The organism is Ruegeria sp. P10 (genome assembly GCF_056534925.1).
In genome coordinates, this window is sequence record NZ_JBQERJ010000004.1 from 271070 (window position 1) to 287641 (window position 16572).

General features: G+C 57.7%; 16 protein-coding genes. 9 read left to right on the top strand and 7 right to left on the bottom strand.

The window, feature by feature from the left end; genetic code table 11:
• The first annotated feature begins 5 nt into the window (after positions 1-5).
• The 4 genes from ACR0FB_RS09225 (at position 6) to ACR0FB_RS09240 (ending at position 2447) form a co-directional block, all read left to right on the top strand.
• Positions 6-371: an RNA-binding S4 domain-containing protein gene (locus ACR0FB_RS09225; RefSeq protein ID WP_480619160.1), complete on the top strand. Its 366-nt coding sequence runs from the start codon at positions 6-8 to the stop codon at positions 369-371.
• Positions 372-437: 66 nt separating this feature from the next.
• Positions 438-776, top strand: a complete 339-nt coding sequence (gene fdxA / locus ACR0FB_RS09230; protein WP_152457680.1) for a ferredoxin FdxA — start codon at positions 438-440, stop codon at positions 774-776.
• Positions 777-1058: 282 nt separating this feature from the next.
• The gene (locus tag ACR0FB_RS09235; protein ID WP_171116428.1) at positions 1059-1568 is read left to right on the top strand and encodes a CarD family transcriptional regulator; all 510 of its coding nucleotides are present in this window, start codon (positions 1059-1061) and stop codon (positions 1566-1568) included.
• A 117-nt stretch (positions 1569-1685) separates the two neighbouring features.
• Positions 1686-2447 (top strand): ion channel, encoded by a 762-nt coding sequence (locus ACR0FB_RS09240; protein WP_171633123.1) that lies wholly within the window; start codon positions 1686-1688, stop codon positions 2445-2447.
• On the opposite strand, the gene cobS is transcribed toward ACR0FB_RS09240, so the two are convergent.
• Positions 2444-3256, bottom strand: coding sequence for an adenosylcobinamide-GDP ribazoletransferase (cobS, locus tag ACR0FB_RS09245; RefSeq protein WP_480619162.1), 813 nt, complete (start codon positions 3254-3256; stop codon positions 2444-2446). The two genes, ACR0FB_RS09240 and cobS, sit on opposite strands and share 4 nt — an antisense overlap.
• A 30-nt stretch (positions 3257-3286) precedes the next feature.
• Between cobS and cobT the strand changes: the two genes are divergently transcribed.
• Positions 3287-4297 (top strand): nicotinate-nucleotide--dimethylbenzimidazole phosphoribosyltransferase, encoded by a 1011-nt coding sequence (gene cobT, locus ACR0FB_RS09250; RefSeq protein WP_480619165.1) that lies wholly within the window; start codon positions 3287-3289, stop codon positions 4295-4297.
• Between the two features lie 30 nt (positions 4298-4327).
• Here the strand turns inward: cobT and ACR0FB_RS09255 are convergent, their stop codons facing one another.
• Positions 4328-6208 (bottom strand): monovalent cation:proton antiporter-2 (CPA2) family protein, encoded by a 1881-nt coding sequence (locus ACR0FB_RS09255; RefSeq protein ID WP_480489955.1) that lies wholly within the window; start codon positions 6206-6208, stop codon positions 4328-4330.
• A gap of 20 nt (positions 6209-6228) precedes the next feature.
• Entirely contained in the window at positions 6229-6684 is a 456-nt protein-coding gene (locus ACR0FB_RS09260) for an Lrp/AsnC family transcriptional regulator (protein WP_171633115.1), read from the bottom strand.
• A gap of 147 nt (positions 6685-6831) precedes the next feature.
• Here ACR0FB_RS09260 and hppD point away from each other — a divergent pair, with 147 nt between their 5' ends.
• Entirely contained in the window at positions 6832-7929 is a 1098-nt protein-coding gene (gene hppD, locus ACR0FB_RS09265; protein ID WP_171633112.1) for a 4-hydroxyphenylpyruvate dioxygenase, read from the top strand.
• Positions 7930-8018: 89 nt separating this feature from the next.
• Here the strand turns inward: hppD and ACR0FB_RS09270 are convergent, their stop codons facing one another.
• Positions 8019-9968 (bottom strand): hypothetical protein, encoded by a 1950-nt coding sequence (locus tag ACR0FB_RS09270; protein ID WP_210092217.1) that lies wholly within the window; start codon positions 9966-9968, stop codon positions 8019-8021.
• Between the two features lie 155 nt (positions 9969-10123).
• Between ACR0FB_RS09270 and ACR0FB_RS09275 the strand changes: the two genes are divergently transcribed.
• Entirely contained in the window at positions 10124-10828 is a 705-nt protein-coding gene (locus tag ACR0FB_RS09275; protein WP_480619167.1) for an SIMPL domain-containing protein, read from the top strand.
• Between the two features lie 2 nt (positions 10829-10830).
• On the opposite strand, the gene ACR0FB_RS09280 is transcribed toward ACR0FB_RS09275, so the two are convergent.
• The 3 genes from ACR0FB_RS09280 to ACR0FB_RS09290 form a co-directional block, all read right to left on the bottom strand.
• The gene (locus tag ACR0FB_RS09280) at positions 10831-11541 is read right to left on the bottom strand and encodes a GNAT family N-acetyltransferase (protein WP_171633105.1); all 711 of its coding nucleotides are present in this window, start codon (positions 11539-11541) and stop codon (positions 10831-10833) included.
• Positions 11542-11543: 2 nt separating this feature from the next.
• Complete coding sequence (locus ACR0FB_RS09285) at positions 11544-12836, bottom strand: O-acetylhomoserine aminocarboxypropyltransferase/cysteine synthase family protein (RefSeq protein WP_171633102.1); 1293 nt, start codon at positions 12834-12836, stop codon at positions 11544-11546.
• A 72-nt stretch (positions 12837-12908) separates the two neighbouring features.
• Complete coding sequence (locus tag ACR0FB_RS09290; protein ID WP_480619169.1) at positions 12909-13904, bottom strand: hypothetical protein; 996 nt, start codon at positions 13902-13904, stop codon at positions 12909-12911.
• A 442-nt stretch (positions 13905-14346) separates the two neighbouring features.
• Between ACR0FB_RS09290 and ACR0FB_RS09295 the strand changes: the two genes are divergently transcribed.
• Together ACR0FB_RS09295 and ACR0FB_RS09300 are read left to right on the top strand one after the other, a co-directional pair.
• Complete coding sequence (locus ACR0FB_RS09295) at positions 14347-15681, top strand: NAD(P)-dependent oxidoreductase (RefSeq protein ID WP_171723451.1); 1335 nt, start codon at positions 14347-14349, stop codon at positions 15679-15681.
• Positions 15682-15727: 46 nt separating this feature from the next.
• Positions 15728-16564 carry a methyltransferase domain-containing protein gene (locus ACR0FB_RS09300; RefSeq protein WP_210092221.1) on the top strand — a complete coding sequence of 279 codons (837 nt, stop codon included), beginning with the start codon at positions 15728-15730 and terminating at the stop codon, positions 16562-16564.
• Positions 16565-16572: the final 8 nt, after the last annotated feature.

Sequence of the window (16572 nt, forward strand, 5' to 3'; positions counted from 1 at the left end):
CCGAAATGGCCGAGGCCAAGCTGCGGATTGACAAATGGTTGTGGCAGGCGCGGTTCTTCAAGACCCGCAGCCTGGCCGCCAAACAGGTCAGCGGGGGCCATGTCAGGTTGAACGGAAGCCGGGTGCAAAAACCGGCGCAGGCCGTGGCCCCGGGCGACGTTCTGACCTTTCCTCAGGGCCGTATCGTCCGCGTTGTGCGCATCGAAAGGATCGGGGATCGCCGTGGTCCGGCCCCCGAAGCGCAAACGCTGTATTTCGATATGACCGAAAAACAGGACGTTCCGCCCAAAAATCCGGGGTTTGAGGGAAAAGGTCGCCCGACAAAGAAAGATCGCCGTTCTCTTGATCTTTCTCGCACCGAAGATCGCTGATCATATCTTGAAGAGTAGGCCAGACTGAATTAGCTAAACGCTCAAACCGCAAACGGGAATCCGATCATGACCTATGTTGTCACCGAAAACTGTATCGCCTGCAAATATACCGACTGTGTCGAAGTATGTCCGGTGGACTGTTTCTATGAAGGTGAGAACACGTTGGTCATCCATCCCGACGAATGCATCGACTGCGGTGTTTGCGAACCAGAATGCCCGGCCGACGCGATCCGCCCCGATACTGAACCGGGCATGGATCAATGGGTCGAATTCAATCGCAAGTACTCGGAAATGTGGCCCGTGATCGTCACCAAGAAAGATCCGCTTCCCGATGCGGAAGAACGCGACGGTGAAGAAGGCAAGATGGAGAAGTATTTCTCGGAAGCACCGGGCGAGGGTGGTTGAACGATTCGCGCTCAAACCTCTGTTTGATGCGAAAAGAACGCGGCTCAACCTGTTGAAAACAGGTTTGATATGAAAATTTACCGCCGGGTAAACTTTCGGGTGTCGTATTTTTGTGATATACTTGGTTCTTGTATGATGACCGAGATTGGGATGCGCTCCACAAGTATGCTCGCTTTGGAGATTTGAATTTGTGACAATATCGCCGCCTGTCGGGGCTGAGAAAGTCCCCGCATGTGGTGCTTTTGTTGTCTGTGTCCCGTCCGCAAGCAAGGAAAAAACTGAATGACAAAGTCGAAAAAGCTCGAGTTCCGCCCGAACGACTATGTTGTCTACCCCGCTCATGGCGTAGGCCAGATCATCTCGATCGAAGAACAGGAAGTCGCGGGATTCTCTCTGGAGCTGTTCGTCATCTCATTTGAGAAAGACAAGATGACTCTGCGCGTGCCGACCAACAAGGTTACCGAATCCGGTCTGCGGTCGCTCAGCTCGCCCGACGTGATCAGTCAGGCAATGAAAACGCTGAAGGGAAAGGCAAAGGTCAAACGCGCCATGTGGTCGCGCCGTGCTCAGGAATACGAGCAGAAAATCAACTCGGGCGATTTGATTTCGATTGCGGAAGTGGTCCGCGATCTGCATCGCACGGACGACCAGCGCGAGCAGAGCTATTCCGAACGTCAGCTGTACGAAGCTGCGCTGGAACGCCTGACCCGCGAGGTCGCGGCGGTTTCCGGCACCGGCGAAGTATCCGCCGCCAAACAGGTGGACGAAGTTCTGACCTCTCGCGCTGCCTGACAGCGAGTTCGATATGACAACAGGCCGCTCCACCATCGGGGCGGCCTTTTTCGTGGCTTGGTGAATTCCGCAAGTACCGCTAATTCTACTGTATATGCAGCAAGCTACAGGGCGGACATGAAGCAGACAGTTAGATATCTGTATATCGGACATGACCCGATTTCGGTCTGGTTTCGGTACGCTCTGATCCTGTTCGATGTTGCGACAATCATTTTCTTTGTCGCAACGGCTCACGTCCCTCATGGTCCCGGCTTGATCCTTGCAAGCCAGTTGATCGGTTTTTTAATTTTCTTGGACTTTTCAGCGCGGCTTTGGATTTCAAAGGATCGTTGGAAGCTGCTGCGCCAGATTTATACGCTGGCGGATATTGTCGTTATCGTCTCGCTGGTTCTGGATCCGTTTCTGACGGGCAACCTGGCTTTCCTGAGGATTCTGCGGGCCTTGCGCCTGATCCATTCATACCACCTGCTCAGGGACTTGCGACGCGACAGTACCTTTTTTCGCACCCATGAAGACGCGGTGATTGCAGCAATCAATCTGATGGTTTTCGTTTTTGCCACCTCTACGGCGGTATTGGTGTTCTTCATTCCGGAAGACGCCCAGACGCCTTACATAGACGCGCTGTATTTCACCATGGCCACCCTGACCACAACCGGGTTCGGCGACATCACGCTGAGCACACCTTGGGGCAAGCTGTTTTCGGTCTTCATCATGGTCGTGGGCGTCGCGTTGTTTGTCCGTTTGGCGCAGGCGATATTCATGCCGCAGAAGGTACGTCACAAATGCCCAAGCTGCGGGTTGTATCGGCATGATCCGGATGCCGTGCATTGCAAGCACTGCGGTGGAACACTGCGGATCGAAACAGGCGGCGCGTCCTAAATCTGCGCGCTGATGGCAAGCAGAAACGCAATCTCGGCCAGTTGTTGCGATGCCCCAAGTATGTCCCCGGTCTGGCCGCCGATCTTCTTGCGCGCTGTCAGCGCCAAGATGGCGGCAACCAAGGCAGCAGAGAATATGGCGGTGATCGCCGCACCCCCGCACATGAAAACGGCGATTGTAACGGCCAGGCCCAAGGACATGCTGACCGAAATCGCGCCGGGGGTTCCCACCGAATGGCTCAGTCCCGATTTTCTGGCGTTTGGCAGGGATGCCATCAAAACCGGCATCAGGGCGCGTGAGAACACGCAGGCTGCCAGAATCGGCCAAATCGACCCGGTTGCCAAAATCGTGGCAACTGCCGAAACCCGAGCAAGCTGGGAAACAACCAAAGCGAGAACACCATAGGTTCCGATCTGGCTGTCTTTCATGATTTCAAGTCGACGTTCAGCGGTGAACCCGCCCCAGAGGCCGTCGAACGTATCGGCCAGACCGTCCTCGTGTATTGCGCCCGTCGTCATGATCAACATTGCAACCAACAGTGTCGCGGCAACAAAAGGGGGCAGATGAAAGACCATTGCCAACCATCCGACCAGACAGGCGATCGCTCCGACGGCCAGCCCGGCGATGGGGAAGGCCCATGCCGCCTGTGCCTGCCGCTTGAATACAGGTTCCGGCAATCGGGGCAGGGGCAGGCGGGTCAACAGCACCAGAGCCAGCGGAATATCCCACAGGGAAAAGGGATTGGTGTCGTTTTTCTGCACGCCCGTGCCTTTCGGGGTCTTGTTGGTTTCGATGCTTCGGTTAAACACACAGGACCACTCTGATGCAATGAGGCTTTCATGTTGCCTGAACTGAATGATTTGAACGCGTTCCGTGCTGCGCTTGCAGCGGCTCCGGGGCCGGATGCCACCGCGGCGCAGGGCGCGGCAGAGCGAAACGGACAACTGACGAAACCCCCGGGCGCGCTGGGGCGACTTGAAGATTTGGCAATCTGGTACGCAGGATGGCGCGGAGATGCCCGTCCAAAGATCGCGGCGCCACAGGTCATCGTCTTTGCCGGAAACCACGGAGTCACCGCACAGGGGGTCTCTGCCTTTCCGTCGGAAGTGACCGTGCAAATGGTGATGAACTTCGAACATGGCGGTGCGGCGATCAACCAGCTGGCCCGGGCGGCGGGTGCAACGATGGATGTTCACGCGCTGGATCTGGATAACCCGACCGCAGATTTCACCCGGGCACCGGCCATGACGGAAGCCGAATTGCTGGACGCGCTGCGCACTGGCTGGCAGGCCGTGGATCCGCAGGCTGATCTGTTGGTCGTGGGCGAGATGGGCATTGGCAACACCACCCCGGCAGCCGCGATTGCCTGCGCGCTGTTCGGTGGTGACGCGGCCGATTGGACAGGTCGCGGGACGGGCGTCGATGATGCGGGGCTGACCAACAAGACCCGTGTTGTTGCCGAAGGTGTAGCGTTGCACAGGTCAGAGGATGGCCTTGAAATTCTGCGCTGCCTCGGAGGTCGTGAGATTGCGGCGATGGCCGGGGCGATTGCCGCCGCGCGGATATTGCGCATTCCTGTGATCCTGGACGGTTTCATCTGTACCGCTGCCGCTGCCTGCCTGTGGAGGCTGTCGGACACCGCGCTGGATCACGCCGTGGCCGGCCACCAAAGCGCCGAGGCCGCACACGGTGCCGTATTGGCGAAGCTGGGCAAGGAACCGCTGCTGAGCCTTGGTCTTCGGCTGGGCGAAGGCTCGGGCGGGGCGCTGGCGATCAATATTCTCAGAAGCGCCGTGGCCTGCCATTCCGGTATGGCAACCTTTGCCGAGGCAGGAGTGTCTGACGGTTGATTCATTGCCTGACCCGGGCACAGGCTTGGGTCAGGCGGACTTCTTGGCGTGTTTTTCGGCCAGTTCCAGCAGCGCGGTTTCCAGATCCTTTTCCAGCTGCTGTGCACGCTCGATGTATTTCTTGTTTTCGGCAGTTGGCAGACCCGGGACCCACAGCTCGGCGAGATCGCGAACAGACATCCGGTCATGATGATAAAAAGTCTGTTCCGCCTGTGCGGCCTCGTACTCACTCAGCCCGATATTCTCCAGAACATAGCGGCCTGCGCGCAATGAGCTGTCGAAAAGTTCCCGCACGATGTCGTTGGCACCAGCCTGATAGAGCTCGTACACATGAGTCCGGTCGCGGGCGCGTGCGATGATGTGCAGGTCAGGGCGCTGCCGTCTGGCATACCCGACAAGCCGCGTGACTTGTTTGTGGTCATCCATGGCAGCGACAAGGACCGACGCTTTTTCCAATCCCGCAGCGCGCAGCAATTCAGGGCGTGTTGGATCGCCCAGAAACCCTTTGACCCCGAAACGGCGCATCAGCTGAATAGTTTCGATGTTGTGGTCCAGCACAACCGTCTTGAACCCGCTGGCCCGCACCAGCCGGTTTACAATCTGCCCGAACCGACCAATCCCGGCGATGATGACGGGGCCTTTTTCGTCAATTTCATCCGGCACGGGTTCTTTGGAAGTGTCGCCGATCTTTCGCGACAGAAGATCGTAGATGATAAACAGAAGCGGTGTGATCAGCATCGTCAAAGCGATGATCATCAGCAGTTTTTGGGACAGGTCGGGGGGGATGACATTCTGTTGCGTGGAAAATGCCAGCAGAACAAAGCCAAACTCACCCGCTTGCGCCAAGCCCAAGGTAAACAGCCAGTGATCGCGCCCACGCAACTTGAAGGCCTTGCCCACAAGATACAGGATGATCCCTTTTGCAAGGATCAAAAGAAGCGCCAGACCGATCAGGTCAAGGGGGTCATCAAAGAAATAGGCAACATCGATCCCGGCACCGACCGTGATGAAGAAAAGCCCAAGCAAAAGCCCTTTGAATGGCTCAAGGTCGCTTTCCATTTCATGTCTGAACTCGGAACTGGCCAGAACCACGCCCGCCAGGAAGGCGCCCAGGGCAGGGGAAAGTCCGACGAGGGTCATCAGGAAGGAAATCCCGACCACGATCATAAGCGCCAGGGCGGTATACATCTCGCGCAGGCGGGTCGCGTGAATGAAGCGAAACAGCGGACGGGTCAGGTAGACACCGGCCAGAATGACAAACACCACTGCCCCGATCGTAACCAGCGTGACAGCCCAACCCGGCAGACCTTCGACCAGAGAAAGGCTGTGATGGTCCGCACCGTGAAGTCCTCCGGCCCCGCGGTCAATCGAACCATCCGATTTGATCTGAGGTATGGCCGGCAAGGCCAGAAGTGGAAGCAAGGCCAAGATCGGAATGACCGCTATGTCCTGCGTTAACAGCACCGAAAACGTAGCTCGACCGCCATTTGTTCGCATCAGGCCCTTTTCGGAAAGGGTCTGAAGAACGATTGCCGTGGATGACAGCGACAAAGTCAGCCCTACGGCCAGGGCGACCGACCAGGGGTGGTTGGCGTACATTGCCACGGCAGCAATCGCAGCCGTCGACAACGCAACCTGCAACCCGCCCAACCCCAGCAACTTATCGCGCATATCCCAAAGAGCGCGCGGCTCCAGTTCCAGACCGATCAGGAACAGCATCATCACCACACCGAATTCGGCAACGTGCTGAAGGTTTTCCGTTTCCGCGCCGACAAGGCCAAGAACAGGACCAATGATAATCCCGGCGGCCAGATACCCCAGAACCGACCCCAACCCCAGCCGTGCAGACAGGGGAACGGCGATGACTGCGGCTGCCAGATAGATTGAAGCCTGATATAGGAATACGTCCATAGGTGTCCTCTCGGGCCCGTTCAGGTGGGCAGGGGGGCGTCGCGTTTCAGTTGGTCCATTACGATCTGGCTCTGAACTCTTGCAACGGCAGGATGCGGCAGGATGACCGAATGTAGCAAGCTGTTGAGCGCGGAAAGATCGTCACAATAGATGTGCAGCAGGTAATCTGCCTCACCGGTCATCGTCCATGCGCTGGTAATTTCGGGGCGGGTGTCGACCATGCGGGCGAAGCTTGCAGATTGTTCAGGGCCATGAGTTCCCAGATGGACCTGAACAAAGCCTTGCACTTGCAGACCCAGTTTCAACGGGTCCAGCCGCGCGGCATACCCGGTTATGTACCCTTCGGCTTCAAGCCGCTGGCGGCGGCGTCCTGCCTGACTGGGTGACAGGTTCAGCATTTCGCCCAGTTGGTGCGCGGTCAGGTGTGCGTCCTTTTGCAGGGCGGAAAGCAATCGCTTGTCGGTCGCGTCCAGCATGTGCGGAAAAATCCTGCCTTTATTAACTTTTATGCGCGTTTTGCGCGCCTATCGGCAGTTTACACGAAAACAATGCGCAGAAACAGCGTCATAAAAGTCATATTTTTGAATCAGCAAAGAAATTCCTGTTTTCGAAGGAGACGCGCCATGGGTCCTTTCCCACACAACGCCCCGAAATCTGTTATCAGCGAAGAAAACCCTGCCGGTACCGATGGGTTTGAATTCGTCGAGTTTGCCCATCCTGAGCCGCAGGAGCTGCGTGATCTGTTCGCGAAGATGGGGTTTGACCTGGTGGCCCACCACAAGGAAAAGCCCGCCGTCGAGCTGTGGCAGCAAGGGGATGTCACCTATATCTTGAACGCGGATCCCGACAGCTTTGCCGCAAGGTTCGTGGACGAGCACGGACCTTGCGCGCCATCCATGGGGTGGCGAGTTGTTGACGCGCAAAAGGCCTATGACCATGCCGTATCAAAAGGTGCGGAACCTTACGACGGCGCTGACAAAACCATGAATGTGCCTGCGATCAAGGGCATCGGCGGATCGTTGATCTATTTCGTCGATCAATATTACGACACATCGCCATACAATCAGGAATTCGAGTGGATCAAAGAATCCAAACCTCGGGGCGAGGGGTTCTTCTATCTCGATCACCTGACGCACAACGTCTACAAGGGCAACATGGACAAGTGGTTCAAGTTCTACGGCGACCTGTTCAACTTCCGTGAAATTCGTTTCTTTGACATTCAGGGCAAGTTCACCGGGTTGTACAGCCGGGCGCTGACGTCTCCTTGCGGTCGTATCCGCATCCCCATCAACGAAGACCGCGGTGAGACGGGGCAAATCGTATCCTACCTGAAGAAATACAAAGGTGAAGGCATTCAGCATATTGCTGTCGGCAGTGACGATATTTACGCCTCGACCGATGCAATTGCGGAAAACGGTCTGAAATTCATGCCGGGCCCGAACAAGGCATATTACGAGATGTCCAGGACCCGCGTGGCCGGCCACGAGGAGCCGCTGGACCGGATGATGAAACACGGCATCCTGATCGATGGTGAAGGCGTTGTCGACGGTGGTGAGACCCGGATTCTGCTACAGATTTTCTCGAAAACCGTCATCGGACCGATCTTCTTCGAGTTCATTCAGCGCAAGGGCGACGACGGTTTCGGCGAGGGAAATTTTCAGGCGCTATTCGAATCCATCGAACGCGAACAGATCGAAAGCGGCGAGATTTCCGCAGCCTGATTGCAACGCACTGACACGCCGGGGGCAGTTCATCTGCCTTCGGCGCTTTTATGTGACGGTTGGTGCGTCAGAAGATCGATTGCCGGTTTTCAGCTGCGCGGCATCGCCAGGGTCACGTTGCGGCCCTTTTTCTGATATCGAAGCTCACTGTCGCTGATCGCAATGACTTTCCCGCCATCAAGGCGGTCTCCGACTTTCAGCTTTTTGTAACGCCCGCTGGGAAGCCGCACCAATGCGCGTCTGTTGGCTGGCGTTCCGTAGACCCCGATCAGGTTCAGCCTGCGCAGGTTGATTGCGTTGTCGATCGTGGCTTGTCGTGCGACCGACGCGGTCGAAGGGATTTTGGGCGCGACGGTCTTTGGTTGGAACGATCCTGCGTCATCGGATTTCTGATCCAATGCTGCTGTGGACCCAAGATTCGAACTGTTTGAAGCAGGTGATTTGGCAGGGGCCAATCCGGCGGGGCGGGATTTGGGCCGCGGGACTCTTACGACAGCCAAGGCCGTTGGTGCCTCATCGACCTGTGGTTCGGTCTGAAGGTTTTCCGGGCGCGCTTTCGGTCGCTTGGATGCCAATTCCTCCAATGACCGGCCACCCAGTTGACCGCGCTCGAAATTCTCGACCAGATCAGCGGGGCGCGGCTTGGGTCGAATGCCTGCCAATCTGTCGTCGACCTCGTCAACCACAGGTTCTTCTTCGAAACGAACCGGAGTTTCAGGTGGAACCTTGGAAGGGCGCCCCAGATAAACAACGACCCCCGCCGGATTAACGGTGCCTTCCGGTGTAGGCACGACCAGGCCGTTCTCATCCAGATCAAACCGAGTGCCCGCAATGTTGGGGGATACGTCGGGTTCAAAAGGAGCGTCGGTGTCAAAACTGGGGTCGGGCGGTAAGGCAACCGCATCCTCGAACAGATCGGCGTGGTCCAGCGATGCCAGATACAATTCCTGCGGTTCCACAGTCTCAGGTATTTCCGGTGCCGCAGGCGCTGTCGTGCTTATGCCCGTAACGGCCTCGACACCTTTTAGTGTTTCGGGGTCCTGAGCGACGGAGTCCACCGCGGTAGGGGCAACTTTGAGGGCCTCCAGAATGGCTGCATCTGTGGCAGTCAGATCCGGCTGCGTGCCGGTCTCGGTTTCCGAGGCCTCGTTCGCAGGCACTTCGGCTTCATCGATCGCAAGGTCCGGAACGGTTTGTTGCGGGGCTTCCAGCGCAGCCGTGTCCAGCTCCGATTCAGGCAGGGGCTCTGCGGCGGGTTCAGTGGCGGGAACCGCAACCTGAGCCGGGCTCTGTTCCGCCTGATCCTGTTCAGGGTCGGACCCCGATGCCAGCCAAACGCCAACAAGTCCACCAACGAGAAGCAAGGCGGCAAAGACCGGAATGACAGACCGGTTTACCCCTGAAGATGCATCAAGATTGTTCGTTGTTTCCCGGGGTGCTCGGAAAGCCTCGGGCGCGGCGGTTCCGGCAATCGGATGGGTGGGCAGGTCGGAATCATCAGCCTGTTCAACTGCGTCCGTTTCCACCGGAGATGGCTGGTTTTCAGGGTGTGACAGATCGGAAGCGTCCGAGGTTTCGCGAAACAACGCCTCACGCGGGAACGCGCCCTCTTTGTCTTCGGCGGTGAACGCCACCACCACAAAACCATTTTCCGAGGCAAAGGTCCGCGCTTCGGCCAGAGTTTCAACCGCCACGGCGGCAACAAAGGTCGTGTCGCCTTCGGTCTGGCTGTCATAACTCAGTTCCGACAGGGCGTAAGGCGTGGCCTCGGTCAGAGCAGTTTCGATACGTTCAGCCCGGTATTCCGGCAGCAACCTATCGGTGGAAAGCTCTAGAAACCGAATCTGATCCTCTGGCAGCACAAGCTTGCAGCTCAGATCATTTTCCAGCGCAAATGCCTTTTCCCGCAACGCCTGCATCTGTGCGGACAAGTCCGGAACATCCAGCGGAATCGTACCGACAACAAACCAGTCGTCATCGGAACGGTGGTGCAGTGTTATTCCGGTCGCAGAAAAAGACAGCGCAAAGGCGGGTTTCATATTCCGGAGGAACCATAATTATCAATGTCAATGCAAACGACTTTGCGTTTGCAGACCGACATTAAAGCAGGAACCCGCCGAGGGAAAGAAAAAGGCGGTATCTCCTCTTGTATCGCAAGGGCCCGTCAACCCATCTAAAAGCAGAGTAATTTGGAGTGATAACCTTGAAGACATTCGCTTTTCTGGCCGCGATGATGGCGGCTACGGCTGCCGGGGCCGCTCATGCGGAAGAACGTCGCATCAACGTTGATGCAACCGGAACAGTGCAGATTGCGCCTGATATGGCGACGATAACCTTGGGCGTGACCAACGAAGACGCCGAAGCCTCGGCTGCGATGCAGGCGACGTCAGATGCCGTTTCCAAAGTCTTGGCGCGCCTGACCGAGATGGGTATCGAAGATCGTGACGTCCAGACACGGGACCTGTCATTGTCGCCCGTCTGGTCGGGTCGTCATGGACAGAATGGGGAGACGCCCGAAATCACCGGCTTTACGGCGTCCAACCGCGTGTTTGTGCGCGTACGCGACCTGACCCAACTGGGGAAGATCATGGACGCGGTCATTCAGGACGGCGCCAATGATTTCGGGGGCTTGAGCTTTGGCGTGCAGGATCCCAAACCGATCGAGGCGCAGGCGCGTGCCAAGGCCGTTGGCGAAGCCACGGCCAAAGCACAGCAGTTGGCAGAGGCAGCGGGCGTGACGCTTGGTTCGGTTCAGTCGATCTCGGAGCAAACAGCTGGCATTCGTCCGATGGCAGAAATGCGCGCGCTGAGCATGGCGGATGCGGGTGGTGTTCCCGTCGCGGGCGGCGAGGTGTCGGTTTCCGTCAGTGTCTCGATGGAATTCGAGATTTCAGACTAAGATCACGCTTTCACACGGGCCATCAGCGGTTTGCGCTGCTGGCCCGTGCCGTCAAAATTGTCGGGCGACAGCCAGGCTTCGAATGCATCGCGAATGCGCGGCCATTCAGTGTCGATGATCGCGTACCACGCCGTATCCCGATTGCGGCCCTTGTAGTGGGTCGCCTGTCGAAACACCCCTTCGAAAGTAAATCCCAGCCGTTCAGCGGCATTGCGTGACGGTGCATTCAGTGCGTCGCATTTCCACTCGTACCGGCGATAGCCGAGCTCGTCGAAAACCCGCTTCATCATGAGGTACATGACCTCGGTCGATTGCGGCTTGCGTTGCAGCAGCGGTGAAAAGTGGATGTGGCCGACTTCGATGGCACCCGCTGCGGGTTCGATCCGAAGATAAGAGGCCATGCCGACTGGCACTTCGTCCGCATCCAATACGGAATGAAACATCGGGTCCGCATCCATGCAGTTGGCGCGGGCCCAGTCTTCAAATTCCGGTTCGCTGACAAACGGGCCATAGGGCAGGTAAGTCCAGTTACGGCCATCCCTGTCATTGGCAAACGCCCGAAAAAGTCCGGGCGCATGGCGATTCACATCCAGTGGCACGACAGAACAGTACCGGCCTTCCATCGGTGTGTAAGGCGGCGTCGGGCGCGGAAAGTCACCCGACACCGGCAAACCGATGGGCTGGCCAAGGTCGTTTGTGTCGTGCCCGGCCATAGTCAGGCGCTTGCCTTGGCGAGGGCCTGATCAAGGTCCGCGATCAGGTCGTTCACGTCTTCGATGCCGATTGACACCCGCACGACACCGGGGCCTGCGCCCGCGGCTTCCTGTTGTTCCGGCGTCAGTTGTCGGTGGGTGGTCGAGGCCGAGTGGATGATCAACGAGCGGGCATCGCCCAAATTGGCCACGTGGCTGAAGATTTCCAGCGCGTTGACCAGTTTGATACAGGCGTCATAGCCGCCCTTCACCGCAAAAGTGAACAATGCGCCAGCGCCACGTGGATACTGCGATTTGACCCGGTCCTTGTAAGGTGATGACGGCAATCCCGCATAGGTGACGTATTCCACCCGGTCATCCGCTTCCAGCCACGTCGCGATTTTCTGGGCGTTCTCCACGTGGCGCTCCATACGCAGCGACAGTGTTTCGATCCCCATCAGCGTGTAATGAGCTGCCTGCGGGTTCATGGTCATGCCCAGATCACGCAGACCGATGGCAATGCCGTGGAAGGTGAAGGCCAGCGGGCCAAAAGTCTCATGGAATTTCAGGCCGTGATAGGCAGGCTCGGGTTCGCTCAGTGACGGGAATTTGTCATTAGCGGACCAGTCGAACTTGCCAGAATCCACGATGCACCCGCCGGTGACGGTGCCGTTGCCGGTCAGGTATTTGGTGGTAGAATGCACAACCAGTGTCGCGCCATGCTCGATCGGACGGCACAGGTAGGGCGTGGCCGAGGTGTTGTCGACAATCAGCGGGATGCCCGCAGCATCAGCAACATCCGCCAACGCGCGGATATCAGACACATAACCGCCCGGATTGGCGATGGATTCGCAGAACACGGCGCGGGTGTTTTCGTCGATGGCATCCTTCACGGCGTCCAGATCATCGGTGTCCACGAATTTGGCGGACCAGCCAAAGCGTTTGATCGTCTGGCTGAACTGCGTGACCGTGCCGCCATACAAACGGGTCGAGGCGACCACGTTGCAGCCGGGCCCCATCAGCGGAAACAGCGCCATGATCTGTGCCGCATGCCCGGACGAGCAGCACACCGCCCCGACGCCGCCTTCAAGCGTCGCCACGCGTTCCTGCAGAACGGCGACGGTTGGGTTGGTCAGGCGAGAATAGATAAAGCCCACCTCTTGCAGGTTGAACAGGGCCGCTGCGTGGTCCGCATCCCGGAACACATAGGCCGTGGTCTGATAAATCGGTGTCTGGCGTGCTCCGGTCGCCGGGTCGGGGCGGGCACCCGCATGAATTTGCAATGTGTCGAAACCGTAGGTCGGGCCGTCAGACATCGTGAAAATCTCCTGTTGGTATCTGTCTTGCGGAATCTGTAGGCCATTGCCCGCCTGCGCACAACGATCCTGTCAGCGCAGCCAGAGTCCTTTGCTTTTGATCGCGTTGCGCAGCACCTGTTCCCGCCGCGGCAGATTGTCCTGATCAAAGAGCGCACGGATTTTTTCGCCTTTGCCCTGAAGAACCAGTTTTTTCAACGGATCATACTGTTTGAGCACTTTTTTGACCTTGTTGGGGGCCACGACGGTTTCCAGCACATCGATCACGTGATCGCTTTCGCGGGCATAAAGCAAAGGGAACAGGCGATAGTGGCAGCTGACGGACCCGTCCAGAAGCCCGTCCGGCAAAGCGTCCCGCCCGCCGCCGAAAGAATGAATGACCAGCGGCAGGGCCGCCTGATCCAGCCATGGGTCAAGGTTCTGGCCTGTCAGTTCGGGAATGTTCTCATCCCGGATCGTTCTTGCGTAGTCCAGGTACCGTTCACCGAACATCCTGGGGCATTTGAAAAAAAAGTAACCTGCGTTGAAGTAAAGGTATCGCCGCCAGTAATCATGGGGTTGGCCCGGATCCACCGAGCTTTCGAAATCCAGCCCGAAGCGCGCATAAAGCGCCCGCCAGATACCGTCAAAGCCGGGGCCGTACAGCGTCGGCTTTGGCCATGTGCCCTCGACCTTCAGTGAGGCTCCGGGGTGGTTGAAATCGAACGGGACGCTTGTGATGTCGCCGGTGATCAGCGTGTCTGTGTCGAAGAACACAAAGGGTTCACCTTCCGGCAGGGCCAACAAGGCCTCGATCTTGTTGCCATAAGGGTAGCTTTCGCCAAAAACATGCGAGTCGAAGGGCAGGATTTCGGCATCCAACTGTTTCAGGGCCTTCAGAACGTCTTCGTCCTGGATGCTGGGGTTGTGGGTCCAGCGCGGGCACGGGTTGGGTGTGGCGACAAACAGCCGGCCTTTGAACCCGGGCGAACAATGGCGAAGCGAGGCCGCGAACAACAGGGCCTCATATTGCAGGCGGTTGTTTTGCCCGACAACCGCGATGTTGAATTTCCGAGAACTTGCCTGCATCTATGCCCATTCCTGAAAGCTGCCGGAACCGGCACCCTTTGATCCGGGTTACAGCAAGCGGGGTGGGGCGTCAAAAGCCGAAAGTTTGATTTCTTGTTATCTATGGCATTCCTCTCATCGCGCCGAGAAAGGGCTGAGCAAGGTCATTTTGCGGATTTTCCGAGGTTGGCCCGGTTCATGTCGTAAGGGAAAATCGGTGGCGTGCGATGCTGACCGAACCTTGTATGCCCATACCCGCACAGCCCTTTCCTGGGCAAATCCTGCCTTCGGACCCAATGATTCAACGCTTTTTGTGCTTAATCCCTAAGCGAAGTGCCCAAAAACACGGTTGTTTTTGCAAGGCTTTTCATTTTTTGACCATTTGGCAAATTTTACCAATTGATAAAAAAATTATTTGTGGCAAGCTGAGAGCATAACAAACATATCTACAGGGAGTAGAGTGATGGCACAGGGCCAGATGGCACCCGGCATCGTAGCCGGGCGGCTTTCAAGCGATGAGCTGACCTCGAATTTCACCGATCTGCATCCGCCACTTGCGCAGCATGAGGCCGCAGTAGCCGCAGATCGCTGTTATTTCTGCTATGACGCGCCATGCGTAACGGCCTGTCCAACGGATATCGATATCCCGTTGTTCATTCGCCAGATTCAAGCCGGTCAACCGCAATCAGCAGGGCGCACGATTCTGGAACAGAATATTCTGGGCGGAATGTGCGCTCGGGTCTGTCCAACCGAAACGCTGTGCGAAGAGGCCTGCGTTCGCGAGGCCGCCGAAGGCAAACCGGTTGAGATCGGGCGCCTGCAACGTTTCGCCACCGATGAAATCATGGCCTCGGGCGTGCATCCGTTTGAACGTGCGCCTTCGACCGGCAAGACAGTTGCCGTTGTAGGGGCCGGGCCTGCGGGTCTGGCCTGTGCCCATCGGCTGGCGATGCTGGGCCATGACGTGGTGATCCATGAAAGCAAGCCCAAACCCGGCGGCCTGAATGAATATGGTATCGCGGCCTACAAATCGACCAACGATTTTGCACAGGCCGAGGTGGACTGGCTTCTGAAAATCGGCGGGATTGCAATCGAGACCGGTTCGGTTTTGGGCGAAAGCATCTCATTGGATGGGCTGGTCGAAAACTACGACGCGGTGTTTCTGTCCATCGGTCTAGCCGGCGTCAACGCCTTGCGTGCAGGCGGTGTTGACAAGGACGGTGTGCGGGCCGCGGTTGATTTCATATCGGACGTGCGGCAGGCCAGCGACCTTGCCGATCTGCCCGTTGGACGGAATGTGGTCGTCATCGGCGGGGGCATGACGGCTGTGGATGCCGCCGTGAAATCCAAGCTTCTGGGCGCCGAAAACGTCACGATTGCCTATCGCCGCGGCCGGGATGCCATGGGGGCCAGCCGGTACGAGCAGGACCTGGCAGCGTCGCATGGCGTTCGGATCATGACCAATGTTCAGCCAGTGGCCATACACGGCAATGGCGCCGCGACCGAGATCGAGCTGGAATATACCTCCAGCCAGAACGGTCAGCTCATCGCAACCGGAGAAACGATCCGCTTGCCGGCCGATCAGGTTCTCAAGGCCATCGGACAGACCTTGGAGGGCGCACCCGAAGGCCTGACGCTGGATGGCAACAAGATCGCCGTCAGCGGCGCTGGCCGAACCTCTTTGGCTGGTGTTTGGGCTGGTGGTGACTGCGCTGCGGGCGGCGAAGATCTGACCGTAACGGCCGTTGCCGAAGGTCGGGACGCGGCGATGGACATCCACGCGACGCTCGTTTCGTGATAGGGTGGGGTATTCACCCCATTCCTTTCGCTGCTGAGGTATTCCCATGTCCCAGATCGAACAAGCTGTTGCTCAACACTATACCACCGGTGCACTGACCGAACGCGTCCGCGCGGCGCTGGAGGCCAGCGGCATCGACCCGGATGCGGCCACTGTCGCTGATCTGAAGGCGGGGGATGAATTCCATACCGGCGGCGTTCTTGCGACCGACAACCTGTTTGCGCAACTTTCTCCGACCCATGCGACACGCGTTCTGGACATCGGATGCGGCATCGGAGGCACATCCCGGTACATAGTGGACAAATATGACTCAACGGTTACAGGGGTCGACCTGACGCCCGAGTTCGTGGAAACCGCAACTGCGCTCAGCGATCTGGTCGGACATTCCGAAAAGACCAGCTTTCTTGTTGGCAGTGCTCTGGACATGCCTGTGCCGGATGCCGGGTTCGACCTTGCCGTCATGATGCATGTGGGCATGAATATCGAAGACAAAGCGGGGCTGTTCGCGGAAGTGTCACGGGTTCTGGCCACCGGTGGCACCTTTGCCCTGTTCGACGTCATGGGCGGAGAGGTGGATGAGCCGCTGGCTTTTCCGCTTCCCTGGTCCACTTTTCCGGAAACCTCCTTTGTTCACGCGCCAGAAGTATACAAAGACGCCGCGGCCGCGGCCGGTCTTGAGCTGGTTGCCGAAACAGACCGCACCGCGTTTGCGATCCAGTTCTTCGAAGACGTATTTGCCAAGATAGCCGAGACCGGACCAGCGCCGCTGGGAATCCACCTGATGATGGGCGAAACGGCGCCCGAAAAGTTCCAAAACTACGTCAAAAACCTCAAGGCCGGGCGTATTCGCCCGACCGAAATGATATTCAAAAAATCCGGCTGAGCCGGGAA